The sequence below is a fragment of the Cupriavidus sp. FW305-46 genome, from assembly GCF_058787075.1.
In genome coordinates, this window is the sequence record NZ_JBYSZI010000012.1 from 44,932 (window position 1) to 71,047 (window position 26,116).

General features: G+C 67.9%; 24 protein-coding genes. 12 read left to right on the top strand and 12 right to left on the bottom strand.

Features of this window, described 5'->3' with window-relative positions; all coding sequences use genetic code 11:
- Window positions 1-287: 287 nt before the first annotated feature.
- Entirely contained in the window at window positions 288-1,616 is a 1,329-nt protein-coding gene (locus tag AC3WON_RS08220; RefSeq protein WP_011617609.1) for a putative bifunctional diguanylate cyclase/phosphodiesterase, read from the bottom strand.
- 245 nt (window positions 1,617-1,861) lie between these two features.
- Between AC3WON_RS08220 and AC3WON_RS08225 the strand changes: the two genes are divergently transcribed.
- From AC3WON_RS08225 to AC3WON_RS08260, 8 genes are all read left to right on the top strand, one after another.
- Window positions 1,862-3,517 (top strand): methyl-accepting chemotaxis protein, encoded by a 1,656-nt coding sequence (locus AC3WON_RS08225; RefSeq protein WP_492351580.1) that lies wholly within the window; start codon window positions 1,862-1,864, stop codon window positions 3,515-3,517.
- An 18-nt stretch (window positions 3,518-3,535) separates the two neighbouring features.
- Window positions 3,536-4,012 (top strand): chemotaxis protein CheW, encoded by a 477-nt coding sequence (locus AC3WON_RS08230; RefSeq protein WP_492351581.1) that lies wholly within the window; start codon window positions 3,536-3,538, stop codon window positions 4,010-4,012.
- Window positions 4,009-5,280 carry a CheR family methyltransferase gene (locus tag AC3WON_RS08235; protein ID WP_492317310.1) on the top strand — a complete coding sequence of 424 codons (1,272 nt, stop codon included), beginning with the start codon at window positions 4,009-4,011 and terminating at the stop codon, window positions 5,278-5,280. The genes AC3WON_RS08230 and AC3WON_RS08235 overlap by 4 nt, the downstream gene beginning before the upstream one ends.
- On the top strand, window positions 5,273-5,959 hold the full coding sequence (locus AC3WON_RS08240; RefSeq protein WP_492317309.1) for a chemotaxis protein CheW: 687 nt from the start codon (window positions 5,273-5,275) through the stop codon (window positions 5,957-5,959). The genes AC3WON_RS08235 and AC3WON_RS08240 overlap by 8 nt, the downstream gene beginning before the upstream one ends.
- Window positions 5,956-8,211 (top strand): hybrid sensor histidine kinase/response regulator, encoded by a 2,256-nt coding sequence (locus AC3WON_RS08245; RefSeq protein WP_492351582.1) that lies wholly within the window; start codon window positions 5,956-5,958, stop codon window positions 8,209-8,211. Before AC3WON_RS08240 ends, AC3WON_RS08245 begins: the two co-directional genes overlap by 4 nt.
- Window positions 8,208-9,227 (top strand): chemotaxis response regulator protein-glutamate methylesterase, encoded by a 1,020-nt coding sequence (locus tag AC3WON_RS08250; RefSeq protein ID WP_492317307.1) that lies wholly within the window; start codon window positions 8,208-8,210, stop codon window positions 9,225-9,227. The genes AC3WON_RS08245 and AC3WON_RS08250 overlap by 4 nt, the downstream gene beginning before the upstream one ends.
- A gap of 54 nt (window positions 9,228-9,281) precedes the next feature.
- Entirely contained in the window at window positions 9,282-10,301 is a 1,020-nt protein-coding gene (locus tag AC3WON_RS08255) for a diguanylate cyclase domain-containing protein (RefSeq protein ID WP_492351583.1), read from the top strand.
- Between the two features lie 331 nt (window positions 10,302-10,632).
- Window positions 10,633-11,412, top strand: coding sequence for a DUF4397 domain-containing protein (locus AC3WON_RS08260; protein ID WP_492317305.1), 780 nt, complete (start codon window positions 10,633-10,635; stop codon window positions 11,410-11,412).
- A 97-nt stretch (window positions 11,413-11,509) separates the two neighbouring features.
- Here the strand turns inward: AC3WON_RS08260 and AC3WON_RS08265 are convergent, their stop codons facing one another.
- The 4 genes from AC3WON_RS08265 to AC3WON_RS08280 form a co-directional block, all read right to left on the bottom strand.
- Window positions 11,510-11,812 (bottom strand): helix-turn-helix transcriptional regulator, encoded by a 303-nt coding sequence (locus AC3WON_RS08265; RefSeq protein WP_035824204.1) that lies wholly within the window; start codon window positions 11,810-11,812, stop codon window positions 11,510-11,512.
- Window positions 11,813-12,036: 224 nt separating this feature from the next.
- A complete protein-coding gene (locus AC3WON_RS08270) occupies window positions 12,037-13,539 on the bottom strand; it encodes a tripartite tricarboxylate transporter permease (RefSeq protein WP_010811082.1) in 1,503 nt (500 codons plus the stop codon).
- Between the two features lie 12 nt (window positions 13,540-13,551).
- Window positions 13,552-14,013 (bottom strand): tripartite tricarboxylate transporter TctB family protein, encoded by a 462-nt coding sequence (locus AC3WON_RS08275; RefSeq protein WP_492351584.1) that lies wholly within the window; start codon window positions 14,011-14,013, stop codon window positions 13,552-13,554.
- A gap of 442 nt (window positions 14,014-14,455) precedes the next feature.
- Window positions 14,456-15,946 (bottom strand): MATE family efflux transporter, encoded by a 1,491-nt coding sequence (locus AC3WON_RS08280; RefSeq protein ID WP_492317304.1) that lies wholly within the window; start codon window positions 15,944-15,946, stop codon window positions 14,456-14,458.
- A gap of 229 nt (window positions 15,947-16,175) precedes the next feature.
- Between AC3WON_RS08280 and AC3WON_RS08285 the strand changes: the two genes are divergently transcribed.
- Together AC3WON_RS08285 and AC3WON_RS08290 are read left to right on the top strand one after the other, a co-directional pair.
- The gene (locus AC3WON_RS08285) at window positions 16,176-16,964 is read left to right on the top strand and encodes an MHYT domain-containing protein (protein ID WP_492317303.1); all 789 of its coding nucleotides are present in this window, start codon (window positions 16,176-16,178) and stop codon (window positions 16,962-16,964) included.
- A 132-nt stretch (window positions 16,965-17,096) separates the two neighbouring features.
- Entirely contained in the window at window positions 17,097-18,524 is a 1,428-nt protein-coding gene (locus tag AC3WON_RS08290; protein WP_492317302.1) for an NAD-dependent succinate-semialdehyde dehydrogenase, read from the top strand.
- 66 nt (window positions 18,525-18,590) lie between these two features.
- Here the strand turns inward: AC3WON_RS08290 and AC3WON_RS08295 are convergent, their stop codons facing one another.
- The 6 genes from AC3WON_RS08295 to AC3WON_RS08320 form a co-directional block, all read right to left on the bottom strand.
- Window positions 18,591-18,974 carry a cytochrome C oxidase subunit IV family protein gene (locus AC3WON_RS08295; protein ID WP_010811077.1) on the bottom strand — a complete coding sequence of 128 codons (384 nt, stop codon included), beginning with the start codon at window positions 18,972-18,974 and terminating at the stop codon, window positions 18,591-18,593.
- A 5-nt stretch (window positions 18,975-18,979) separates the two neighbouring features.
- The gene (locus AC3WON_RS08300) at window positions 18,980-19,687 is read right to left on the bottom strand and encodes a heme-copper oxidase subunit III family protein (protein ID WP_492351585.1); all 708 of its coding nucleotides are present in this window, start codon (window positions 19,685-19,687) and stop codon (window positions 18,980-18,982) included.
- Window positions 19,688-19,713: 26 nt separating this feature from the next.
- Window positions 19,714-20,361: a bb3-type cytochrome oxidase subunit III gene (locus AC3WON_RS08305; RefSeq protein ID WP_492317300.1), complete on the bottom strand. Its 648-nt coding sequence runs from the start codon at window positions 20,359-20,361 to the stop codon at window positions 19,714-19,716.
- On the bottom strand, window positions 20,358-22,115 hold the full coding sequence (gene ctaD, locus AC3WON_RS08310; protein WP_492351586.1) for a cytochrome c oxidase subunit I: 1,758 nt from the start codon (window positions 22,113-22,115) through the stop codon (window positions 20,358-20,360). The genes AC3WON_RS08305 and ctaD overlap by 4 nt, the downstream gene beginning before the upstream one ends.
- A gap of 10 nt (window positions 22,116-22,125) precedes the next feature.
- Complete coding sequence (locus tag AC3WON_RS08315; RefSeq protein ID WP_492351587.1) at window positions 22,126-23,484, bottom strand: c-type cytochrome; 1,359 nt, start codon at window positions 23,482-23,484, stop codon at window positions 22,126-22,128.
- Between the two features lie 263 nt (window positions 23,485-23,747).
- A complete protein-coding gene (locus AC3WON_RS08320) occupies window positions 23,748-24,251 on the bottom strand; it encodes a membrane protein (RefSeq protein WP_011617622.1) in 504 nt (167 codons plus the stop codon).
- Between the two features lie 283 nt (window positions 24,252-24,534).
- Between AC3WON_RS08320 and AC3WON_RS08325 the strand changes: the two genes are divergently transcribed.
- A complete protein-coding gene (locus AC3WON_RS08325) occupies window positions 24,535-24,714 on the top strand; it encodes a hypothetical protein (RefSeq protein ID WP_010811071.1) in 180 nt (59 codons plus the stop codon).
- A 43-nt stretch (window positions 24,715-24,757) separates the two neighbouring features.
- Window positions 24,758-24,922 carry a hypothetical protein gene (locus tag AC3WON_RS08330; RefSeq protein ID WP_010811070.1) on the top strand — a complete coding sequence of 55 codons (165 nt, stop codon included), beginning with the start codon at window positions 24,758-24,760 and terminating at the stop codon, window positions 24,920-24,922.
- Between the two features lie 55 nt (window positions 24,923-24,977).
- On the opposite strand, the gene AC3WON_RS08335 is transcribed toward AC3WON_RS08330, so the two are convergent.
- Window positions 24,978-25,994: a LysR family transcriptional regulator gene (locus AC3WON_RS08335; protein ID WP_492351588.1), complete on the bottom strand. Its 1,017-nt coding sequence runs from the start codon at window positions 25,992-25,994 to the stop codon at window positions 24,978-24,980.
- Between the last annotated feature and the right edge of the window lie 122 nt (window positions 25,995-26,116).

Sequence of the window (26,116 nt, forward strand, 5' to 3'; positions counted from 1 at the left end):
GAAGTCAGGACCAGGACAAAACGCATAACGCACCGGAGCGGCCGGCCGATGTCAGCGGCAACCCTAATGTCACCATACATTGCCCCGGAAGCCGCGGCACGCCCGGCGCGGCAGACTTTGTAAGTTCGTATTTCGCCATGCGGCCATGCCGCGCAGGCAGGACCGCTATCCCAGGCAGGCTGCGGGCGGGCGGGGGGTCAGCGGGTGCCCGGGACGGGCAGGCTCGCCGTCAAAGGTGGAAACAACTTCCCTGACAGGGCGGGGGGCAAAACGGGGGCGGAAGCGGCTCAGCGGCCGGACTGCTGGCGCAGCATTTCGGTCAGGCGCTCGGCCGGCATCGGGCGGCCGTACAGGTAGCCCTGCGCCTCATGACAGCCGTTGGCCAGCAGGAAGTCGCGCTGCTCGGGCGTTTCCACGCCTTCGGCGACCACGCCAATGTGCAGGCTTGCGCCCACGTTGATCACCGAGCGCACGATTGCGGCATCGACCGGGTCTTCGGTCACGTTGCGGATAAAGGACTGGTCGATCTTGAGCCGGTCCACCGGGAACGACTTCAGGAAGCTGAGCGAGGCATAGCCGGTGCCGAAGTCATCGCAGGTCAGCGTCACGCCGTCGCGGCGCAGCGCCTGCAGCTGGTCCGCGACCTCGTCGCCCTGCTGCAGCGCGATGGTTTCGGTGATCTCGATCTCCAGGCAGTCCGGGGCCAGTTCCAGCGCGCGCAGCACGTGGCGCACCTCGGTCAGCAGCCGGCTTTCGGACAGCTGGGCCGCGAACAGGTTGATCGCCACCCGCGGCGGCTGGGGAAAGGCCAGCGACCACGCGCGCGCCTGGGCGCAGGCGGTCTGCAGCAGCCACATGCCGACATCGCTGGCGATGCTGCTGCCGGCCAGGGCGTCGATGAAGGCGGCCGGCGCCAGCAGCCCGCGGGTCGGATGGCGCCAGCGCATCAGCGCCTCGGCACCGTGCACGCGGCCGTCGCGCAGGTCGACCTGCGGCTGGTACAGCAGCTCGAACTGGCGCTGGGCATAGGCTTCGTGCAATGCCTGCACCAGCGACAGCCGCGTGGTCACGTCCGAGCGCATCTGCGGCTTGAAGAAGCGGATGGTGCGGCCGCCGTCGTGCTTGGCGCGGGCCAGCGCCAGGCTGGCCGCGGCCAGCACGTCTGACCCCTGTTCGCCGGCGGCGGGGATCACGCAGGCGCCGATGCTGGCCAGCACATGGTGGCGGCCACCCGCGTTCTCATGCGGGGAGGACAGCATCGAGAGGATCGCCGCACCGACATGGCGCACCAGCGTGGGATCGGCAATGGAGGGGAGCAGCACACCGAACTCGTCGCTGCCAATGCGGCCGATGGCGGCGTCGCGCGGCGAGGCGTCGCGCAGGCGGCGGGCCACGCGCTGCAGGATCAGGTCGCCTTCGGCATGCCCGTGCATGTCGTTGAAGGCGCGGAAATCGTCAATGCCGATCAACAGCAAAGCACAGCGGGGCACCGCCTCGCTCTGCAGGCGTGCCTCCAGCCGCTTCAGAAATCCCTGGCGATTGTCAACGCCGGTCAGCGGATCGAGATCCGAGCCTGGCGAGGCGCCAGTCGCCTTCGCCCCCGACTTGGCCACCATCCCTGCCCCATCTGTAATTGTCGACATTGTTACCCGCTAGCAATTTAGCAAGTGTGACGAAAACTTGGAAAAAATCAAGCAGTTCCGATTGTGGCGGGAATGGCTATGCGCCCGCGCAACGGCGCCGCATTGCGCGTTGAATCGGCTCCCGGCTTACAGTACCCTACCGCGCATCGAGGCCGCCCGCCGCCGCCGCGCTGCCCCTTGCTACCCCGAGAGGCGCCCCTGAGGCGGCTTTGCGGGGAATGGCCGCTCCTGAACAAGAACATCACCGGGACCACACCGTGAACGAATGGACCATCCGCACGCGCATCCTGGCAAGCTTCTCGCTGATCCTGCTTGTCATGGCACTGATGGGCGTTGTCTCCTACACCCGCCTGAGCGCCATTGAGCGCGAAACCACGCTGATGCTGACGGACGCGCTGCCCGGACTGAACCACAGCACCGGCATCCGCGGCATCTGGGGCGAGCGGTACGTGCTGGCGTGGCAGACCATCAATGCCGCCGACGAGGCCGAGCGGCGCAGCTTCCAGCAACAGGGCCAGGACGCGGCAAGCCGGCTCGACAAGGTCGAGCAGCAGTACGAGACCTCGATCACGCGCGACGAAGACCGCGCCGCCTTCAGGGCCTATCGGGACGTGCGCGCGCGCTACGAACAGGCCGCCCAGGCGCTGTCCCGCCAGGGCGAGTGGAACGGCGCCGCAGCCGCGGCAGCGCTGCGCGGCGAAGCGCATGACCGCTGGGTCGAGGCGCGCAAGGCGGCCCAGCACCTGGTGGACGACAACAGCGCGGTCAATGCGCGGGCGGCGCGCGGCATCGACGACGCCGTCAATGCGGCCAAGATCGGCATCGAAGCGGCACTGATCGTGGCCCTGGTGGTCGCCATCGTCTGCGGCTACCTGCTGCTGCGCGCGATCACGGTGCCGATGCAGTCGATCGTCAGCCTGCTGTCCGGCATCCGCGGCGGCGACCTGCGCCTGCGCATGGCGCTGCGCCGCAAGGACGAATTCCAGGAAGTGGAGGCAGGTTTCAACCAGATGACGGGCGAGCTGACCTCGCTGGTGGGCCAGGCCCAGCGTACCGCGATCCAGGTCACCACCTCGGTCAACGAGATCGCCGCGACGGCGCGCCAGCAGCAGGCCACCGCCACCGAAACCGCCGCCACCACGACCCAGATCGGCGCGACCTCGCGCGAGATCTCGGCCACCGCGCGCGACCTGGTGCGCACCATCCATGAAGTCTCCAGCGCCGCCGAGCAGGCGGCCGGGCTGGCCGGCACCGGCCAGGTCGGGCTGTCGCGCATGGAAGGCACCATGCAGCATGTGATGGACGCCGCCGGCTCGGTCAATGCCAAGCTGGCCACGCTCAACGAAAAGGCCGGCAATATCAACCAGGTCGTGACCACCATCGCCAAGGTGGCCGACCAGACCAACCTGCTGTCGCTGAACGCCGCGATCGAGGCCGAGAAGGCCGGCGAATACGGCCGCGGCTTTGCCGTGGTGGCGACCGAGATCCGCCGCCTGGCCGACCAGACCGCGGTGGCCACCTACGATATCGAGCAGATGGTGCGCGAGATCCAGTCGGCGGTGTCGGCGGGCGTGATGGGCATGGACAAGTTCTCGGAGGAAGTGCGCCGCGGCATGTCCGAGGTCACGCAGGTGGGCGACCAGCTGTCGCAGATCATCGCGCAGGTGCAGTCGCTGGCGCCGCGCGTGCTGATGGTCAATGAAGGCATGCAGGCCCAGGCCGGCGGCGCCGAGCAGATCAACCAGGCGCTGATGCAGCTGTCCGAGGCCGCGCAGCAGACCGTGGAGTCGCTGCGCCAGTCGAGCCAGGCGATCGACGAACTGACGCTGGTGGCCAACGACCTGCGCAGCGGCGTCTCGCGCTTCAAGGTCTAGGGCCTGCGCCCCGCCGCCATGAAACTCTTCCTGCTGTTCCGCCTCGGCGCTGACCACTATGCGCTCGATGCCGCCGAGGTGGCCGAGGTGCTGCCGCTCACGCGGCTCAAGCAGATCCCCGGCACGCCGGCCTGGGTGGCGGGCCTGATGGAGCGCCGCGGCCAGCCGGTGCCGGTGATCGACCTGCCGGCGCTGGCCACCGGCGTGCCGGCGGCGCTGCGCACCAGCACGCGCACGGTGCTGGTCCACTACCGCCGCCATGGCGGCGAGGCCGGCCGGCTGCTGGGCCTGCGCCTGGAATCGGCCACCCAGACGCTGCGCTGCCCGGTGGAATCGTTTGTCGACGGCGGCATCGCCGGAGCCAGCCCGCGCTACCTTGGGCCGGTGCGGCACGACGCGCGCGGCCTGCTGCAGTGGGTGCAGGTCGATGCCCTGCTGCCGGACGACGTCCATGCCATGCTGTTTGCCGACACCTCCGGGGAGGCCGCGGCATGAGCACTGCCACGCACATCGAGGCCCTGCTCAAGGCCCGCATCGGCCTGGATGCGGGCGCCATCGGCACTGGCGCGGTGGCACGCGCCGTGCGTGAGCGCCAGCAGGCACGGCAGGCGCCGGACACCCAGGCCTACTGGGACCTGCTGCACGGCACCGCCGATGAATTCCAGGCCCTGATCGAGGCCGTGGTGGTGCCCGAGACCTGGTTCTTCCGGCATCGCGAAGCGCTGCTGGCGCTGGGCCGCCTTGCCGCCGAGCGCGCCTTTGCCGACGGCAGGCGCACCCTGCGCGTGCTGAGCCTGCCCTGCTCCACCGGCGAAGAGCCCTACTCGATCGCCATGGCCATGCTCGATGCGGGCGTGCCGGCGGGCCGCTTTGCCATCGATGCGGTGGACATCAGCGCCCGCGCGCTGGCCCGCGCACGCCAGGGCGAATACGGCGCAAACGCCTTTCGCAGCGCGCCGCTGGATTTCCGCGACCGCTATTTCACGGCCACGCCCAGCGGCTATGTGCTGGATGCACGCGTGCGCGCGCAGGTGCGGCTGCTGCAGGGCAACCTGGTCGATCCCGGCCTGCTGGCCGGCGAGCCGCCCTATGACTTCGTGTTCTGCCGCAACCTGCTGATCTACTTCGACGCGCCGGGGCAGCGGCATGCGGTGCAGACGCTGGCGCGGCTGGCCGCTGCCGACGGCATTCTCTTTGTCGGGCCGGCCGAGGCCAGCGTGCTGAGCGCGCAGGGCCTGGAGCCAGTCGGCCTGCCGCTGACCTTTGCCTTCCGCAAGCCGTCCGCCGTGCCCGCCGCCAGGGCGGCGCCGCGTGCGCCCGTGCACGCGGCCCAGCCGCCGCGCATGGCCGCACCGCCACGGCTGCCGCGGCCGCCTGCCTCGATGCGGCCCGTCCCGGTCACGCCCCCGCCCCTGCGGCCCGCAGCGCCCGCGCCTGGCAACGATCAGCGCGCCGCGCTGGCTGCCATTGCCGCCCAGGCCGACCGCGGCGAGCTGGAGGCTGCCACCGCAGCCTGCCTGGCGCTGCTCGAGCGCACCGCGGATGCCAACGCCGACGCCTATTGCATGCTGGGTGTGCTGCACGACGCCGCGGGCCGCGCCGCGCAGGCCCATGCCGCCTACCGCAAGGCGCTGTACCTGGACCCGGCGCACCAGGAATGCCTGTACCACCTGGCCGCGCTGCTCGATACCGAAGGCGATCACGATGGCGCCATGCGCCTGCGCCAGCGCGCGCAACGCCACACCCGCAAGCACCATGGCTGAGCCCCCAGGCATTCTCCTGCGCACCGAAAACGTCGACGACTGCTGGCGGCGCATCGGCGTGCGCGGCGACGGCTCGTGCCCCGCGCTGGCCGAGCACGCGCACTGCCGCAACTGCCCCACCTACGCCCAGGCCGCGGCCATGCTGCTGGACGCGCAACGGCTGGACGTAATGCCGGATGCACTGCCCGACGCCGCCACATTCGCCGACGATGACGGGGCCTTGCCGGCCGAACGCGGCACCGCGCTGGCCTGCCTGGTGTTCCGCATCGGCGATGAATGGCTGGCCCTGCCGACCGCCGCGCTGGGCGAAGTCACCGCGCCCTGCCCGATCCATTCGCTGCCGCACCGGCGCGATGCCGCCGTGCTGGGACTGGCCGCGGTGCGCGGCAACCTGCTGGCCTGCCTGTCGCTGGCCCGGCTGTTCGACGCGGGCGCCGGTGAAAGTGCCAGCGGCAGCCGCTTCCTGATCCTCGGGCAGGGCCGCGCCGCGATCGCGCTGCCGGTGGCCGAGGTGTCCGGCATCGCCCGCGTGCCGCAGCCCGCGCTGCAGCCGCTGCCCGCCACCCTTGCGCGGGCCTCGGCACGCTACACGCAGGCGCTCTTCCTCGACCAGGGCCGCAGCGTCGGGCTGCTCGATGCCGCACTGGTGCGCCAGGCGCTGGCCAGGAGCCTGGCATGAATTCCGAGCAACTGCGCGACGCCTCGCTGCTGGAACTGTTCGCGCTCGAAGCCGATGCCCAGGCCGAAGTCCTCAATGCCGGCCTGCTGGCGCTGGAGCGCAACCCGGCAGCCGCCGAGCAGCTCGAAGCCTGCATGCGCGCCGCCCACTCGCTCAAGGGCGCGGCCCGCATCGTCGGGCTCGATGGCGGCGTGCGCGTGGCACACGCCATGGAAGACTGCCTGGTCGCCGCTCAGGGCGGCATGCCGCTGACCGCCGCGCATATCGACGCGCTGCTGCAAGGCACCGACCTGCTGCTACGCATCGGCCATCCGCCCGGCGGCGATCCGGGCTGGGCCGAGCACGCCGGCCGCGCCGAGATCGATGCAGTGGTGCAGCGGCTGGGCACGGTCGATGGCGGTGCCGCGGCGCCGGTCGTGCAGGCACAGCCAGCGCCGGACCCGTTACCGGAACCAGCGCCCGCGATACCGGCGCCGGCGGCACCGGCAGATGACACGCAGGAGCGCATGCTGCGCGTGAATGCCGACGCGCTTGACCAGTTGCTGGCGCTGTCCGGCGAGGCCATGGTCGAGTCTCACTGGCTGCGCCCCTTCGGCACCTCGCTGCAGAAGGCAAGGCGGCAACAGGCGCGCGCACTGCGCGCCGTCGATGCGCTGCAGGAAGCCTTGCAGGACGGCAACGCGGGCGCGGCTGCGCACACCGCGCTGGCCGAACTGCGCCAGCTGCTGGACGAAAGCCACGATCAGCTGGCCGCGCGGCTGGAAGAGTTCGAACAGTACGATCACCGCGCCACGCGGCTGGCGCGCCGGCTCTATGACAGCGCGCTGGCCTCGCGCATGCGCCCGCTGGCGGACGCGCTGACCGGCTACGCGCGCATGGTGCGCGACCTCGGGCGCACGCTCGGCAAGCCGGTGCACCTGGAGCTGATCGGCGCCGGCACGCAGGTGGACCGCGATATCCTGGAAGCACTGGACGCGCCGCTGGCGCACCTGCTGCGCAACGCGGTGGACCACGGCATCGAAGCGCCCGAGGTACGCGCGGCGCAGGGCAAGCCGGCGGAAGGCCGCGTCACGCTGCAGGCCCGCCACAACGCGGGCCGCCTGGTGATCGAGATCTTCGACGACGGCGCCGGCGTCGACCTGGAAGCCCTGCGCCACGCCATCGCGCGGCGGCGGCTGGCGTCCGAAGAGACCGCGGCACGGCTGTCGCAGGCAGAGCTGCTTGACTTCCTGCTGCTGCCGGGCTTCAGCATGCGCGACACGGTCTCCGAGGTCTCCGGCCGCGGCGTGGGCCTGGATGCGGTGCAGGAGATGGTGCGCCGCGTGCGCGGCAGCCTGCGCCTGACGCAGCAGCCGGGCCAGGGCCTGCACTTCCGGATGGAGCTGCCGCTGACACTGTCGGTGGTGCGCACGCTGCTGGTGGAGGTCGCGGGCGAAGCCTATGCCTTCCCGCTGGGCCGCGTGCTGCGCGCGGCCTCGGTGGCGCGCAGCGAGATCGAGCAGACCGAAGGGCACCAGCATTTCCGCCACGAAGGTCGCGCCATCGGGCTGGTCAGCGCGACGCAGGTGCTGCAACGCCCCGACGCTGACGCTGCCAATGCGCACGCGCAAGTGCCGGTGGTGGTCATCGGCGAGGCCGAGCGCATCTATGGCATTGCCGTCGACCGCATGCTGGGCGAGCGCCTGCTGGTGGTGCAGCCGCTGCCGGCGGCACTGGGCAAGGTCCGCGACATCGCCGCCGGCAGCCTCACCGACGACGGCACGCCGGTGCTGATCTTCGATGTCGAGGACGTGATCCGCTCGGTCGAGAAGCTGGTCTCCGAGGGCCGCATCGAAGGCGTGCGGCAGGCGGCCGTGGCCAGCGTCCAGGCGCGCGCGCGGCGCGTGCTGGTGGTGGACGACTCGCTCACTGTGCGCGAGCTGCAGCGCAAGCTGCTGGCCGGGCGCGGCTATGACGTGGCGGTGGCGGTCGACGGCATGGACGGCTGGAACGTGCTGCGCGCCGAGCCCTTCGACCTGGTCATCACCGATATCGACATGCCGCGCATGGACGGCATCGAACTGGTGCGCCGGATCCGGCAGGACGCCGCGCTGCGGCAGCTGCCGGTGATGGTGGTGTCGTACAAGGACCGCGAACAGGATCGCCAGCGCGGGCTCGAGGCCGGCGCGGACTATTATCTGGCCAAGGGCAGTTTCCACGACGCCGCGTTGCTCGACGCGGTCCATGACCTGATCGGCGAGGCACGCCCATGAAGATCGGCATCGTCAATGACTCGGCGCTTGCAGTAGCCGCGCTGCGCCGCGCGCTTGCGCTGGATCCGTCGTTCGAGATCGCCTGGGTCGCCGGCGATGGCGAGCAGGCGGTGCAGATGGCCGCGCGCCAGACCCCGGACCTGATCCTGATGGACCTGCTGATGCCGGTCATGGACGGCGTCGAGGCGACCCGGCGCATCATGTCCGCCACCCCCTGCGCCATCGTGGTGGTGACCATGGACCTGGGCCGCAACGCCTCGCAGGTGTTCGACGCGATGGGCCACGGCGCCATCGACGCGGTCGACACCCCCACGCTGGCCGAGCCCGACGCCCAGCTTGCCGCCGGGCCGCTGCTGCGCAAGCTGCGCAATATCGGCCGCCTGCTGGCCGGCCGCGTGGCCCCGCAGCATACGCTGACGGCGGCGCCACGCGCAGTGGCCGCACCACGGCTGGTGGCGATCGGCGCCTCGGCCGGCGGCCCGGCCGCGCTGGCCACGCTGCTGGGCGCGCTGCCGGCGGACTTCGGCGCCGCGGTGGTCACCGTGCAGCATGTGGACGAGGCCTTTGCCGCCGGCATGGCCGACTGGCTCGACGGACAGTGCAAGCTGCCGGTGCGCATTGCCCGCGCCGGCGACGCGCCCCAGGCCGGCACGGTGCTGCTGGCCGGCACCAACGACCACCTGCGCCTGGCCAGTCCCACGCGCATGGCCTACACCGAACAGCCCTGCGACTACCTGTACCGCCCCTCCATCGATGTGTTCTTCGAAAGCGTGGTGGAGCACTGGCGCGGCGACGTGATCGGCGTGCTGCTCACCGGCATGGGCCGCGACGGCGCGCTGGGGCTGAAGGCGATGCGCGAGCGCGGCTTCCTGACCATCGCCCAGGACCGCGCCACCAGCGCCGTGTACGGCATGCCCAAGGCCGCCGCAGCCATGGGCGCTGCCGCGGAGATCCTGCCGCTGCCGCGCATTGCGCCGCGGCTGGTGCAGGCATGCGGCGGCACCGTACCGCTTTGACCCAATGCAATACGTCGCGACCGGCACCCGGACCGTGACACCCAGGAACTGAACATGCAACCGGAATCCCCCAACCAACCCGCAGCGCCTGCGGCCGACAAGGACTACCTTGCCATGGTGCTGCTGGTGGACGACCAGGCCATGGTCGGCGAAGCGGTGCGCCGCGCGCTCTCCACCGAGCCCGACATCGACTTCCACTACTGCGCGCAGCCTGACGAGGCCGTGGCGGTGGCGCAACGCACCAAGCCCACCGTGATCCTGCAGGACCTGGTGATGCCGGGCGTGGACGGCCTGACGCTGGTGCAGCGCTATCGCGAGAACCCCGCCACGCGCGACATCCCCATCATCGTGCTGTCGACCAAGGAAGAAGCCGCGACCAAGGGCGCGGCGTTTGCCGCAGGCGCCAACGACTACCTGGTCAAGCTGCCCGACAGCATCGAGCTGATTGCGCGCATCCGCTACCACTCGCGCTCCTACCTGAACCAGCTGCAGCGCGACGAAGCCTATCGCGCGCTGCGGCAAAGCCAGCAACAGCTGCTGGAAACCAACCTGGAGCTGCAGCGGCTGACCAATTCAGACGGCCTGACCGGCTTGTCCAACCGGCGCTATTTCGATGAATACCTCGGCGCGGAATGGCGCCGCGCGCTGCGCGAGCAAACCCAGGTGGCGCTGCTGATGATCGACGTCGACGCGTTCAAGGCCTACAACGACACCTACGGCCACGTCGCCGGTGACGAGGTGCTGCGCCGCGTGGCCGCGGTGATCCGCGACAATTGCGTGCGCCCCACCGACCTGCCCGCGCGCTTTGGCGGCGAGGAATTCGCCATGGTGCTGCCGGCGACCTCGCCGGGCGGCGTGCGGCTGCTGGCCGAAAAGGTGCGGCGCGCGGTGCAGGGGCTGGCCATTGCCCACGGCGGCTCCCCCACCGCCGACTGCGTCACCGTCAGTATCGGCGGCGCCGTGCTGGTGCCCCAGCCTGACCAGGCGCCGAACCAGGTAGTGGAAGCCGCCGATGCAGGCCTCTACCAGGCCAAGCGCAATGGCCGCAACCAGGTGATGATGGCGCAAGGCTGAGTCACTGCAGCAGCACAACTGCAACAACCAGTTACACACTGGCGGCCACCGGCCAACCGGGGCACCAGCCCCGCCCACGTCCGCCAGGCCCCGCGCCTGCGGGCCTGGCCGGCCCCGCCACGCACGCACGCGTCACCGCTTGTCGGAATTGTCCGACATGCGATTCGGAGCCCCGCGCCTGTCTCGCCGTTGCGTTGATACCTATCGTTGCATCACGACAGGTGCAATCACTGCGCCTGCAACGAAAGACAGCCAACTGGCCACGCGACCGGCGCGCCCCCGCGCGGGCATGGGCCAGATCGTCTCTGACTCCAACAGCAAGAGGTGACCCATGTTCCGATCCAAGACCCTGTTCATCGGCCTCGCGTTAGCTGCAACCGCAGTCCTGACCGCCTGCGGCGGCGGTGATGACGGCATCGACGACCGCGTCGGGCTAAGCAAGCCGAGCATCCGCGTGATCCACGCCATCACCGGCGGCCCGAACGTCGACGTGCTGCAGAACGGCACCCTGACCAGCTTCGTGAACAAGCCTTACAAGTTCGTCTCGACCTACTTCAACGTGGAGACCGGCAACCAGCTGATCTCGTTCAACCGCACCGGCACGCAGACGGAAATCGGCCGCGCCACCATCGTCGCCGCCACTGGCCACAAGTACACGGTAGTGGCACTGCCCGGCGCGACCGCCGCGGAAACGCTGACCATCGACGACCCGTTCGAAAAGGGCCTGCTGTCGCACAAGGCGCGCGTGCGCAGCCTGAACGCCTCGTTCAATGCGCAGAACGTTGACATCTACCTGACCTTGCCGGCCATCGACCTGAATTCGGTGGGCCCGACCTTCGCCAACGTGGGCTACAAGCAGGCTGTGCCAGCCTCGGGCGCCGACTCGATCGACGTGGATGGCAACACCACCTACCGCCTGCGCATCACCACCGCGGGGACCAAGACCGTGATCTTCGATTCCGGCGCGCTGACGCTGGCCAACAACGCCGACTGGCTGATCACCACGATCCCGGTCGACGGCATCGGCGCGACCGTGCCGAACAAGATCAAGGTGCTGGTCGCACGCGGCGATGATGAGTCGCAAGCTGGTCTTGAACTCGTAACGCAGTAACAGCGTGCTTGCAGCTGCCTGCGGCAGGCGGGCAGCATGCAGGAGGCCGGTCCGCAGGACCGGCCTTTTTTGTCTGCCGGGTGGCGGCTGACCGCCCTTACTGTTCTGCCCCCGGCTCCAGCTCCGCCTTCAGCACCGCCAGGTGCGACATATAAGCCTCCAGTTCCGCCCGCCCCTGTTCGGTGATGCAATAGACGCGGCCACTGCCTTCAACCAGTTCGGCAGTAATGGCCCGCGCCATCATCAGGCTGCGCAGGATCGGCCGCAACGAGCGGATATTCTTGTCGATGCCGCGCTCGCGCAGCCGGTCGACCAGGCTCAGGACCGTGGACGGGCTCGACTGGACGAGCTTGAGCACATAGATGCGTGAGAAAAACCGGTCAAAAATAGGCGGTTTCATGGGCGCTGTCGGCGCACCCGATGGTGCGGCAATCCTGATCATCATGCGCAGCCCATGACTGCTGCCGCAGTCGGGCACTCTCTGGGTTCTTGATGCGGGCGGACGCGAACGCGCGATCGGCCCGCGAAAGCAAACGGGGTGCGCTAAGGCACCCCGTTTGCTTGCGTAGCGGGCGCCGTCCGGCATGAGCCCGGCCGGCGCCATTCCGGGGAGCGCGCGTGGCGCTATTCTTCCTGGAACGCTTCTTCGCGCTTGGCCTTGATCGACGGCAGCGCCACCACTGCAACCAGGGCAGCGGCTGCGATCAGCAGTCCGACCGACAGCGGCCGGGTCACGAACACGGTGAAGTCACCGCGCGAGAGCAGCAGCGTGCGGCGGAAGTTTTCTTCCATCATCGGTCCCAGCACGAAGCCCAGCAGCAGCGGAGCGGGTTCGCAGCGCAGCTTCAGGAACAGGTAGCCGATGATGCCGAAGCCGGCGGCCATGAACACGTCGAAGGTCTGGTTGTTGACCGAGTACACGCCAATGCCGCAGAACACCAGGATCGCCGGGTACAGGAAGCGGTACGGCACGGTCAGCAGCTTCACCCAGATGCCGATCATCGGCAGGTTCAGGATGATCAGCATCAGGTTGCCGATCCACATCGAGGCGATCAGGCCCCAGAACAGCGCCGGGTTGCTGGTCATCACCTGCGGGCCGGGCTGGATGTTGTGGATGGTCATCGCCCCCACCATCAGCGCCATCACCGCGTTGGGCGGAATGCCCAGCGTCAGCAGCGGGATGAACGAGGTCTGCGCCGCGGCGTTGTTGGCCGACTCCGGACCGGCCACGCCTTCGATCGCGCCCTTGCCGAACTCATGTGCATACTTGGAGGTCTTCTTCTCCAGCGAGTACGCCGCGAACGAGGCCAGCGCCGCGCCGCCACCGGGCAGGATGCCAAGCGCCGAGCCCAGTGCGGTGCCGCGCAGCACGGCCGGGATCATGCGCCTGAAGTCTTCCCTGGTCGGGAACAGGTTGGTCACGCGGTTGGTGAAGGTCTCGCGCGCTTCCTTCTGCTCCAGGTTGGCGATGATCTCGGCAAAGCCGAACATGCCCATGGCCAGCGCCACGAAGTCGATGCCGTCGGTCAGTTCCGGCACGTCGAACGAGAAGCGCGCCGCGCCCGAGTTCACGTCGGTGCCGATCAGGCCCAGCAACAGGCCCAGCACGATCATCGAGATCGCCTTGGGCAGCGACCCCGAGGCCAGCACCACGGCGCCGATCAGGCCCAGCACCATCAGCGAGAAGTATTCGGCGGGGCCGAACTTGAACGCCAGCTCGGACAGCGGCGTGGCAAAGGCTGCCAGGATCAGGGTGGCCACGCAGCCGGCGAAGAACGAGCCCAGGCCGGCGGTGGCCAGCGCCACCCCTGCCCGTCCGCGCCTTGCCATCTGGTAGCCGTCGATGGTGGTCACCACCGATGACGATTCGCCAGGCAGGTTGACCAGGATGGCGGTGGTCGAACCGCCGTACTGGGCGCCGTAGTAGATGCCGGCCAGCATGATCAGCGCGGCCACCGGCGGCAGCGTGTAGGTGATCGGCAGCAGCATGGCGATGGTGGCCAGCGGCCCCAGGCCCGGCAGCACGCCGATCAGGGTACCCAGCACGCAGCCCAGGAAGGCGTAGGCCAGGTTCTGCAGCGACAGGGCCGTGGAAAAGCCCAGCGCAAGGTGATCAAACAATTCCATGGTCGGCGCTCCTTAACCGGTGATGAAGGCCGGCCACACCGGCATCTGCAGGTTGATGCCGTAGACGAATGCGCCAAGGCTGATCAGCACCAGCACCACCGCGTTGAGCAGCGCGCCCTTCCAGCTGAATTCATGGCTGGCCATCGACGACACCATCACCAGCACGAACACCGACAGCACCATGCCCAGCGGCTTGAGCAGCAGGCCGAACAGCACCACCGAACCGAGGATCCACAGCAGCGTCTTCAGGTCCCAGCGCGCCAGATGGTCTTCCTCGCCCCTGGGCGACAGCGAGGACAGCAGCACCACCGCCCCCAGCACTGCCAGCACCAGTCCCAGCAGGAATGGAAAATATCCGGGTCCCATCTTCGCGGCCGTTCCCATGGAATAGCCGCGGGCGACCCAGGAAAAGCCCAGACCGACCAGAACGAACATCAGGCCGGAGGCAAAGTCCTTTTGGCTGCGTATGCGCAAAACGATTCTCCTCAAAGTTCACGAAATGCCATGCCGGGGACGCACTGGCTCGGGCGGCAAGGCATGCGGCGCGCATGCTCCCCGACGGTGACCCGAACCTTAGAGACGTGATCTTTCAGGTGCCTTTCATTTGTCTTGGTTTAGGGGTATTCACCGATACCCCTTGAAAACAAGGCAAATCCAGCCGAAGCGTGCAAAAAAATACATCACAACGTGATGTATTTTCTGGTGAATGATCCGGAAGAAAAGTCGACGGGAATGTCAGGCGAACAAGACGGCACGCGCGCTTGCGTCAAGGCAAGGCGCGGCCGGAAGGACGTGCGCCTGCTCTGGCCAGGCAGGCGACGCGTGCGCTGGGAGGGAGTGCCAGCGATGACACGATGACACACCGATCTTTCGAATGGCTTTCAAAGCCGGCGGCACGATCACGGGCCGCTGCAGCTCAGCGCACGCCTGCGGGCTCGGGCGTTGCCGAGGCGGCCTCCTCGACGACCTCGCCCGCGTCTTCGCAGGGCGTTCCCATGCTGGTATCGGGCGCCTGCCCCACGGCTTGCGCCGGGTGCGGCATGGTGGGCAGGATATGGCTGCGGCGCCAGTTGCCGAAGCGGTAGTAGCCGGCCGCCAGCACCAGCGACACCACCGAGCCCAGCGGAAAGCTCCACCAGATCGCTTCGGCGCCGATGCGCGGCCCCAGCAACCACGCGAACGGCAGCCGGATCACCCACATCGACAGGAACAGGATCACCAGCGGCGCCATCACCGCGCCGGTGGCGCGCACCGTGCCGAAGATGACGATGGTGAAGCCAAACAGGATGAACGACCACAGCACCACCACGTTGATATGCTGCGCGATACCGATGGCCACGCCGTCAGTGCCCAGGAACAGCCCCAGCGAATGCCGGTTGAACAGATAGATCAGCGCGACCAGCGCACCGGTCATCACCACATTGATCAGCAGCCCCACGCGCGTGATGCGCGACACCCGCTGCCACAGTCCGGCGCCGACGTTCTGCGCCACCATCGACGACACGCTCGCGCCTACCGCCAGCGCGGGCATCTGCACATAGGTCCACAGCTGCGAGGCCACGCCGTAGGCGGCGGTGGTCTGCGAGCCATAGGCATTGACCAGCGCCATCATCACGATCGCCGACGACGAGATCACCACCATCTGCAGGCCCATCGGCAAGCCCTTGACCACCAGCGCCCGCAGGATTGCCGGATCGGGCCGCAGCAGCGCAAGCTGGCCACGGTGCAGCAGCAGGAAATGGCGGCGCCGGTACAGCAGCACCATCATCGCCGCCAGGCTCGCCAGCTGCGCGATCAGCGTGGCCAGCGCCGAGCCCGCGATGCCCAGCGGCGGGACCGGGCCCATACCGAAGATCAGCACCGGGTTGAGCGCCACGTCCAGCACCACCGACAACAGCATGAACCAGAACGGCGTGCGCGAATCACCCGCGCCGCGCAGCGTCATCATCACGAAGTTGTAGAAGTACATGAACGGCAGCGCCAGGAAGATGATGCGCAGGTAGCTCACCGCCAGCGGCGCGGCGTCTTCCGGCGTGTGCATCGCCGCCAGGATGGCCGGCGTATAGAAATAGCCCAGCGCCGAGGCCAGCACCGACAGCGCGACAAAGAAGGTGGTACTGGTGCCGACCACGCGGCGCGCCTCGTCCAGGTCGCGCGCGCCCACGGCCTGTCCGATCATGATGGTGTTGGCCATGCTGATGCCGAACACCACGCCCAGCAGGAAGAACAGGATGATGTTGGCGTTGGAGGTTGCCGTCAGCGCGGCCTCGCCCAGGAAGCGGCCGACCCAGACCGAATTGATCGAGGCGTTCAGCGACTGCAGGATGTTGCTGCCGAGCACCGGCAGCGAGAACAGCAGCAGGGTGCGGCCGATCGGGCCGGTGGTCAGTCTGGCGTCAGGCTTCATGAGGCGTCGCGCATGGGGAAATCCGCCCAGTCTATTCCTGCCCGGAGGCGGCTACAAGGACACACGGCCGGCACGGCGCCATGCTTTTTACCTGTATGAGTTATTCCCCTCCGGTTGCGGCCCCCTGCATACTCGGCACGGGACCACCGCGTCCCAGGCCGGCTGCCGGAAGCAATGCCCGGCATGCGCGTGCGCCCTTCAGTCGCAGTCAAAACGAGGAGGTGGGGTCATGTTTGTCGGTTTCCAGCCTGTTTCCGGCGCCCTGGTGCCGTTTGCCTATGACTGGCCGATGGTGGGCCTGTCGTTCCTGATCTCTGTCTGCGGCGCCTACGTGGGCCTGCGCTGGTCGCGGCGCGTGCGCATGCCCGACGGCCGCCTGGACGTGGACCGGCTGTTGTGCGCCAGCGTGGCGCTGGGCGGCGGCGCGGTCTGGTCGATGCATTTCATCGGCATGGTGGCCTACCAGACGCCGACGCACCGCGAGTTCGGGCTGTTCATGACGCTGGCTTCGCTGGTGGTCGTGATGGTGCTGGCCGGCGCCGGGCTGGCGATCGCCTCGCGCCCGCGCGGCAGCCGTACCGACAACGTGGTCAAGGGCGGCGTGCTGACCGGGCTGGGCGTGGTGGCGATGCACTACACCGGCATGGCCGCGATCCGCTCCAACACCCGCTTCGACTGGGACCTGGCCATCATCGGGCTGTCGGTGGTGATCGCGGTGGTGGTGTCGGTGGTGGCGCTGTGGCTGGCCACCACGGTGAAGACCCGCGGCAAGCAGCTGGCAGCTGCAGTGGTCATGGGCGTTGCCGTCTGCGGCATGCACTACACCGGCATGTCGGCGGGCACCATGATCTGCACCAGCCCGACCTACGCGCCCAGCCTGTTCGCCATCGAGGGCGACAGCATCGGCTATGCGGTGTTCGGCCTGACGCTGATCACGCTGCTCGTGATCCTGGTGGTGGAAGCCACCCGCACCGGGGCTGAAGTCGTGCCGGTGGCGCGCACGCGCGACACCGCCTGATATCGGCTGATATCGGCTGAACCGGCCGCGGGGACATTCCCGCACTTTCCTCCTGGAAACACACCCGGCGCGCTGCATGAACGCGGCCGCCGGGTTAAGCTTGCGGTTTCACCGCCCACCAGGAGAACACGCATGTACCAGGATCTCGCCCTCTATATCGACGGAGAATTCATCAAGGGAGGCGACCGGCGCGAGCAGGATGTCATCAACCCGGCCACGCAGGAAGTGCTGGGCAAGCTGCCGCACGCCAGCCGCGCCGACCTGGACCGCGCGCTGGCCGCTGCGCAGCGCGCCTTTGAAACCTGGAAGAAGACCTCGCCGCTGGAGCGCGCCAAGATCCTGCGCCGCGTGGGCGAGCTCACCCGCGAGCGCGCCAGGGAGATCGGCCGCAATATCACGCTGGACCAGGGCAAGCCGCTGGCCGAAGCCGTCGGCGAAGTGATGGTCTGCGCCGAGCACGCCGACTGGCACGCCGAGGAATGCCGCCGCATCTATGGCCGCGTGATCCCCCCGCGCCAGCCCAATGTGCGCCAGATCGTGGTGCGCGAGCCGATCGGCGTGTGCGCCGCCTTCACGCCGTGGAACTTCCCGTTCAACCAGGCCATCCGCAAGATCGTGTCGGCGCTGGGCGCGGGCTGCACGCTGATCCTGAAGGGGCCGGAAGACTCGCCCAGCGCGGTGGTGGCGCTGGCGCAGCTGTTCCATGATGCGGGCCTGCCCCCGGGCGTGCTCAACATTGTCTGGGGCGTGCCCGGCGAGATCTCGACCTACCTGATCGAATCGCCGATCGTGCGCAAGATTTCGTTCACCGGCTCGGTGCCGGTGGGCAAGCAGCTGGCGGCGCTGGCCGGCGCGCATATGAAGCGCGTGACCATGGAGCTGGGCGGCCATTCGCCGGTGCTGGTGTTCGACGACGCCGACATCGACCCCGCCGCCGAGATGCTGGCGCGCTTCAAGCTGCGCAATGCCGGCCAGGTATGCGTATCGCCGACGCGCTTCTACGTCCAGGAGAAGGCCTATGACCGCTTCCTGGCGCGCTTTACCGAGGTGATCGGCTCGATCAAGGTCGGCAACGGCCTGGAAGACGGCACCCAGATGGGGCCGCTGGCGCATGAGCGCCGCGTGCTGTCGATGGAGCAGTTCCTGGACGATGCCAGCCAGCGTGGCGGCAAGGTGGTGGCCGGTGGCTCGCGCCTGGGGGACAAGGGCTATTTCTTCGCGCCCACCGTGGTCACCGACCTGCCCGACGACTCGCGCCTGATGACCGACGAGCCGTTCGGCCCGGTGGCGCCGGTGACGCGCTTCAAGGACACGGCCGAGGTGCTGCGCCGCGCCAACAGCCTGCCTTTTGGCCTGGCCTCGTATGTGTTCACCAACTCGCTGAAGACGGCGACCGAAGTGTCCAACGGCCTGGAAGCCGGCATGGTCAACATCAACCACTTCGGCATGGCGCTGGCCGAGACCCCGTTCGGGGGCATCAAGGATTCGGGCATCGGCAGCGAAGGCGGCCAGGAGACCTTCGATGGCTACCTGGTGACCAAGTTCATCACCCAGGCCTGAGCGCCCGGGCGCGGTGCAAGGCGGCTTGCCGCCGGCTCCCTCCCCGGGGCCGGCGGCGCCTCCCCGTCAGCGGAAGAAGATGCCGCGCGTCAGGAACGTATGATTCGCTTCTTCCGCCATCAGCCAGACCAGCACCAGCAAGCACAGCGGCGGTACCAGGATGGCGCAGATCAGCGCCATGCGCTCCCATGCCATGTGCATGAACACTGCCACGATCAGCCCCGCCTTCAGCCCCATGAACACCAGGATCAGCGTCCAGCGCAGGTAGCCGGTGACATGGAAATAGTCGACCAGGTACGACAGCGTCGACAGCACGAACAGCAGCAGCCAGATCTTCAGGTACAGCCCGATGGGATGCTGCTGGCCGGAGTGCGCGGCATGCCCGGCATCGTTGCCGGAGCCATGCGCTGGCGTCACCGGGGTTGCGGGAGTTGCCGGATTCGATGCCATGGCCGTCACCAGAGATAGAACAACGCAAAGATAAAGACCCAGACCAGGTCAACGAAGTGCCAGTACAGGCCCGCGATCTCCACGATCTGGTAGTTGCCGGTGGCCTCGTAGCGCCCGCGCAGCACGCGCGTGGCCACGATCAGCAGGTACACCACGCCGCACGACACATGCAGCCCGTGGAAGCCCGTGATCATGAAGAAGGTCGAGCCGAACTGCGCCGCCCCCATCGGGTTGGTCCACGGACGCACGCCCTCGTCCACGATCAGCTTGGTCCATTCGAAGGCCTGCATGCCGACGAACATGACGCCGAACAGCGCGGTGACGAACATCAGGATGGCGCACTCGCGGCGCGCGCGCCGGTAGGCAAAGTTGACCGCCATCGCCATGGTGCCGCTGCTGGTGATCAGCACGAAGGTCATGATGGCGATCAGCAGCAACGGGATGTCGGCGCCACCCACGTGCAGCGCGAACACCTCGCTGGGATTGGGCCACGGCACCGTGGTCGACATGCGCACGGTCATGTAGCCGGTCAGGAAGCAGCTGAAGACGAAGGTGTCGGACAGCAGGAAGATCCACATCATGGCCTTGCCCCACGACACCTTGAAGGCCTGCTGGTCCGACGACCAGTCGGCCAGCAGGCCGCGCACGCCGCCCACCGGGGGCGCGGACGCCACGCCGGGTGGGCCCGATGGCGAAGACAGTTGCGTTGACATGCCGGTCCTCCTTGCTGCCGCCGCCGCTAGGCCGTGCCGCAGATATAGCGCACCAGTTCGGGCGTGAGCCACCCCAGCGCCGCCAGCAGCACCACCCATACCGCCAGCAGGAAATGCCAGTAGCGCGCGCACAGCCGCATGCGCAGCACCGCGGCCTCGCCGCTGCCGCGTGACGACATGGCAAAGCCCCAGCCGGCCAGGCCGCCCAGCACGTGCAGGCCGTGCATCGCGGTCAGCAGGTAGAAGAAGCTGCCGGCCGGGTTGCCGGCAGGCATCACCTGCATCGCGCCCAGTGCCTGCCAGGCCCACAGCTGCGAGGCGACGAAGCCGGCCGCGCCCAGACCGCCCAGGCGCAGCGCCTGCCTGGCCACGGCCATCTCGCCCCGGCCCGCGGCGCGCGACGACACCGCCATCGCCACGCTGCCCGCGGCCAGCAGCGCGGTGGACAGCCACACCTGCCAGGGCAGCCCGATGCGGTGCCAGTCCGGGCTGTCCATGCGCAGCGCATAGGCGGTCAGGAACAGCGCAAACAGCGAGGTCACCACGCCCATGAACACCCACAGGCCGATGCTTGCGGGAGCGCGCCCTTGCGGCCGGTGGTTGGCGGCATTCTCGTCGGACGGGTTGCCGCCGAAATCGTCGCGGCTGACCTTGTACAGGGCTTCGGCGTTCATGCGACGGCTCCGCGGCTGGCATGCGGTTCAGGCTCGGCGCCGCCCTCTTCCGGCGGCGCGTTCTGCGCGATAAAGTCCTCGCGCGCGCCCGGCACGCTGTAGGCATAGGCCCAGCGGTACACCACCGGCAGGTGCGGCCCCCAGTTGCCGTGCGCGGGCGGCGTCTGCGGCGTCTGCCATTCCAGCGAGGCCGCGCGCCACGGGTTGGCGTCGGCCTTGCGGCCATGCCACAGGCTCCACACCAGGTTGAAGACAAAGAGCAGCTGCGCCGTGGCGACGATGAAGGCGGCCACCGAGATGTACATGTTCATCACATGCGCCGACTCCGGGATAAAGGCGTAGTTCTCGTAGGCGTAGTAGCGGCGCGGCATGCCCAGCACGCCCAGGTAGTGCATCGGGAAGAAGATGGCGTAGGTGCCGACGAAGGTGACCCAGAAATGGATCCGGCCCATGCTGTCGTCCAGCATCCGGCCAGTGACCTTCGGGTACCAGTGGTAGAGGCCGCCGAACACCACCAGGATCGGCGACACGCCCATCACCATATGGAAGTGCGCCACCACGAAGTAGGTGTTGGACAGCGGGATATCCACGCTGACATTGCCCAGGAACAGCCCGGTCAGGCCACCGATGACGAAGGTGCTGATGAAAGCAATCGCGAACAGCATCGGCACGGTGAAATGAATATCGCCGCGCCATAGCGTGATGACCCAGTTGTAGACCTTGATCGCGGTGGGGATGGCGATGATCAGCGTGGTGGTGGCAAAGAAGAAGCCGAAGTATGGGTTCATGCCGCTGACGAACATGTGGTGGGCCCACACCACCACCGACAGCACCCCGATCGCCAGGATTGCCCACACCATGGTGCGGTAGCCGAAGATGCTCTTGCGCGAATGCACGCTGACCAGGTCCGAGACGATGCCGAAGGCCGGCAGCGCGACGATATACACCTCGGGGTGGCCGAAGAACCAGAACAGGTGCTGGAACAGCAGCGGGCTGCCGCCCTTGTACTGCAGCTGCTGCCCCATCGACACCATCGCCGGCATGAAGAAGCTGGTGCCGAGGGTCTTGTCCAGCAGCATCATCACCGCCGACACGAACAGCGCCGGGAACGCCAGCAGCGCCAGGATGGTGGCCATGAAGATGCCCCATACCGACAGCGGCATGCGCAGCAGCGTCATCCCTTCCGTGCGCGCCTGCAGCACGGTGGTGACGTAGTTGAGGCCGCCCATGGTGGCCGCGACGATAAAGATCGCCAGCGACACCAGCATCAGGATGATGCCCCAGTCATGGCCCGGGGTGCCGGGCAGGATGGCCTGCGGCGGGTATAGCGTCCAGCCCGCGCCGGTGGGCCCGCCGGGCACGAAGAAGCTGGCCAGCAGCACGATCACCGACAGCAGGTAGACCCAGAAGCTGAGCATGTTGAGGAAGGGGAACACCATGTCGCGCGCCCCCACCATCAGCGGGATCAGGTAGTTGCCGAAGCCGCCCAGGAACAGCGCGGTCAGCAGGTAGATCACCATGATCATGCCGTGCATGGTGACGAACTGGTAGTAGCGGTTGGCGTCGATGAACTCGAAGCGCCCCGGGAAGCCAAGCTGCATGCGCATCAGGTTGGACAGCGCCACGCCCACCAGGCCCACCACGATCGCCACGAGGGTGTACTGCACGGCGATCACCTTGTGGTCCTGGCTCCAGACATAGCGGGTCCAGAAGCTCTGCGGCGCGTGATGGGCGGCATCGTCGGCATAAGCCATGCGGGTCTCCTCACTTCCTGGCGGGCGCGGGTGCCGCCGAGGGCGGCACGGCCACGGCCGTCGAAGTCGTATAGGTGCCGGACGCGGCCCCGGGCGTGGCAGCGGGCGCCCCAGAGCCAGCGGTTGCCGTGGTGGCGGCGCTGGTCGCGGCAGCCGGGCCGGCGGGCACGTCCGCGGGCGCCACCGGCGCCACCGTGCCGGCTTCCGCCGCGCCGCTGGCGGCCGACTTGATATAGGCGGTCAGCGCCGCGACCTCATCCTCGCTCATCGGTAGCTTCGGCATCACCGGCCCGAAGCCTTTGATCAGGCGCGCATTGGGGTCGGTGATCTCCTTGTGCAGGAACGCATCGTCCACCTTGGCGCTGCTGCCGTCGGCAAAGGTCTCGGTCTTGCCGTACAGGCCCTTCCAGGTCGGCCCCACGCCCGGATTGCCGTCGATGCTGTGGCAGCCGACGCAGCCCTTGCTCTGCGCCAGCGCGCGTCCCTTCTCGACGGTGCCGGCGTCGCCCGCGGCGCCGGGTGCGGCAGCGGCCATTGCCGCCGGCGGTGCCGCGGCCTTCGCCAGCGTCATGGCAAAGGTCTGCTGCCTGGCCAGCCATGCCTCGTACGCAGCCGGTTCTTCCACCACCACCGTGCCGCGCATGTTGTAGTGCCCCACGCCGCACAGCTGCGCGCACAGGATATCGAAGCGCCCCGCCTGCGTCGGCGTGAACCAGAACGACGTCACCATGCCCGGCACCATGTTCATGCGCGCGCGGAACGGCGGCACGTAGAAGTCATGCAGCACGTCCTTGGAGCGCAACAGCACCTTGACCGGCTTGTTCAGCGGCAGGTGCACCTCCGGTCCGACGATCACGATATTGTCCAGGCCGCGCGGATCGTCGGGGTCCAGCCCGAGCGGATTCGCACCGGTGACAAAGCGCGCATCGGAAGCACCCAGCTGGCCGCTCTTGCCGGGAAAGCGGAAGGCCCAGGACCACTGCTGCCCCACCACTTCCATTACCATCGCTTCGCGCGGCGGGCGCACGTAGTCGGCATAGACGAACAGGCCCGGCGCCAGCAGCAGCACCACGCCCAGCGTGGTGCCGCCGATCAGCCACAGTTCGAGCTTGCTGTTCTCCGGGTGGTAGGACGCGCGGTGGCCGGTGCCGCCATTGGGATGCGGCGCCTCATGCCGGAAGCGCCAGACGATGTAGCCGACAAACAGGTTGATGCCGATGAAGAAAATGCCGGTGATGACCAGGGTAATGGTCAGCGTGTCGTCCATCTGCTGCCAGTTGGACGCCAGCGGGGTCGCCCACCACGGGCTCATGAAATGGAAGAGCACCGAAGCGACGACCATGACTACGAGTGCGATGGCCAACGCCATATCCACCCTCCTCCTCGCGCGCGGCGAGGGATGCGCAAGTCACGCAGGTAGACATAAGACTAGTGCATGCCGTCAGGTCACTGCAAGGCGACATGCCAATGCATTGGTGTCGCACTGCACAAGCGCGCAGTGCGAGAAAAAGCGGCGGCGGGAACCCCTGGTTCCGGCCGCCGCAGGCCTTGCGCGCGTACCCGCCCAAGGGCTGGCGCGCGCAACGCAACCGTCATGAGCCGGCGCTCGCCGCGCCCTGCCCCGAAGCGCTGTCAGTGCGATACGTCCTTGCTCTCCAGCTTCCAGTAGCATGCCGCCGCGGCCATCCCGAAGATCAGATGCCCGATGAAGGTATGCCACCCGCGCACCTCGACAAACCAGTGGAAGGCCAGCGTCATCACATAGAAATTGAAGAAGTACACCACCATGCCAAACACGGCACCCGCCAGCATTGCCATGCCCAGGCTCGAATCCAGCGTGAATGGCGCGATGATGGCCGCCAGGATCATGCCCAGCACGGCGCCCAGCACGAAATGGATCACCAGCGCCGCGGCCACCGTGCCGACGGTAAACGTTGCGCTCTGCAGCACGTCCTGGCCCATCAGGATCCCGGCGATCATGCGCGTGGCGATCCACGGGTTCACGCCCGACACCATCGACGACCAGAACAGCTCCAGCACCAGCAGCAACGCCCCGGCCGCCAGCCCCGAGACCGCTGCCGCGGTCCAGTCCGGCTGCCGCCGCACGTAGTGGTGCGATTGCATGTGAAGTTCCATAGCCACCTCCGTCTCTCTCGGTCCGCGGGGCATTGGACTTGAATGGGAACGGGGCCCCGCGTCTCTGATCAGCATAGGACACGTGTTTCCCGCTTCGGGGTTCGCATGGCGAAAAACGTGGGGCATGCGTACGCAGCGCAACGCCTGAACCGTCATAAGTGCGCGCATCGGTACCTGGGTGGCATCCGCATCTCGCGGGTTCGGGACAATCCCGATGCGCGCAGCCATGCATCGGGCACACACTGCCTATACTGGAATCACAAAAGAGAGACAGGAGACCGCCATGCACTTCACCGCGCATGATCTTGTATTCCTGATTCCGATGGCGCTGGTAGGCGTGATCGCCATGGGTTCGATCCCGGTGACCGCCAAATACCTGCGCATCAGTTGCCGGACCATGGGCGCCCTGATCGGCGCACTGGTTGCGGTGTTGGTGCTAGAGGCATTGCCGCTGCTGATCTGACCCCCAGAGGTCGGACAGACGGTTTTTGGGGAGGAGGGCCGTTATGTCGATCGGCCTGCTTGCTGCCGTCATGGCGGCGCTGCTGTTCATTACCGTCTTGCGGGCCATCTGGCGCTGCAGCCATCCGTACCGGATGCGCTACCGGCGTTGCGCTGCACAACGGCAACGCGCCGGGCTGTGCCGGCATACGCTGCGACGGCACGGCTAGCCCCAACAAGCCTTCTCTTGCACATTGCCCGGTACGCGAACCGGGCAGTAGTCCGTCACGCCGTCGGCGCGCGCAACGCCGCCAGCGGCGCGTTCACTGACTCTCCCAGCCGCTCCATCAGCGAATAGCGCGCCACGTAGTGGCGGAAGTGCTCGATGAACGCGGCCTCGGCCGGCGTCTGGCGCCGCTCCGGATTCCACAGCAGGTACATGTCGATATCGGCCACGCCCTCTTCGGGCGGCAGGCGCCACAGCCGTTGCTGGGCGACATCGTCGGCAACGATATGTTCGGGCAGGCAGCCAATGCCATAGCCCGCGAACACCAGCCGCCGGATTTCATCGAGGCTGGGCGAGGTCGCGACGATCTGGCCGGAAAAGCCGTGCTGGTCGCGGAATACGGCCAATGGCGCCAGCACGTCGCCAAGCTGGTCGCTGCTGAACGAGACGAAGGTCTCGGCCAGCAGGTCGGCAATGGCCAGCCCGGTGCGCCCGAACAGCCGGTGATGGCGCCCGCAGAAGATGGCATAGCGCTGGCGCAGGAACAGCATGTGCTCAAACCCGTCGCCCGACTGCCGGCCCGGCTGCCGGTACAGGCTCAGGCCCACGCCGCCAGCCTTCTGCGCGAGCGCGTCCGCAATCTCGGTGCTGCGCATCACGTCCACCTGCAGCGTGACGCGCGGATGCTGCCGATGGAACGCGGCCAGGCATTCGTCATAGACGCCGGAATGGATCCGGCTCACGGTCAGCAGCCGCAGCAGGCCGCTGACTTCGTCCTGCTGCTCCGCCAGTTCAGCCCCCAGCCGCGCCACGCTGCCATAGACGTCGGTGGCGATGCGCAGCACTTCTTCGCCGGCCCGGGTCAGGCGGAAATTGCTGCCGCGCCGCTCGATCAGCGTGTGTCCCAGGTGCTCTTCGAGCCGGCGCAAGGCCAGGCTCACCGCCGGCTGGGTGATATGCAGCCGCACTGCGGCGCGGCTCAGGCTGCGCTCGTGGACGATGGTCAGGAAGGTGCGCAGCAGGTTCCAGTCGAGCCGGTCGGTCAGCAGGGCCCGGTCCAGGGCAGAACGCTCCATCACGCCACCGTATAAATTAAAATTATATGAAAAATAAATAATAGAAATTTGACTGATATTTGTCAACGCGCGATAACTCCTCCCACAGCTGCCCCTGATGCAGCGGCACAAACATAGTGAGG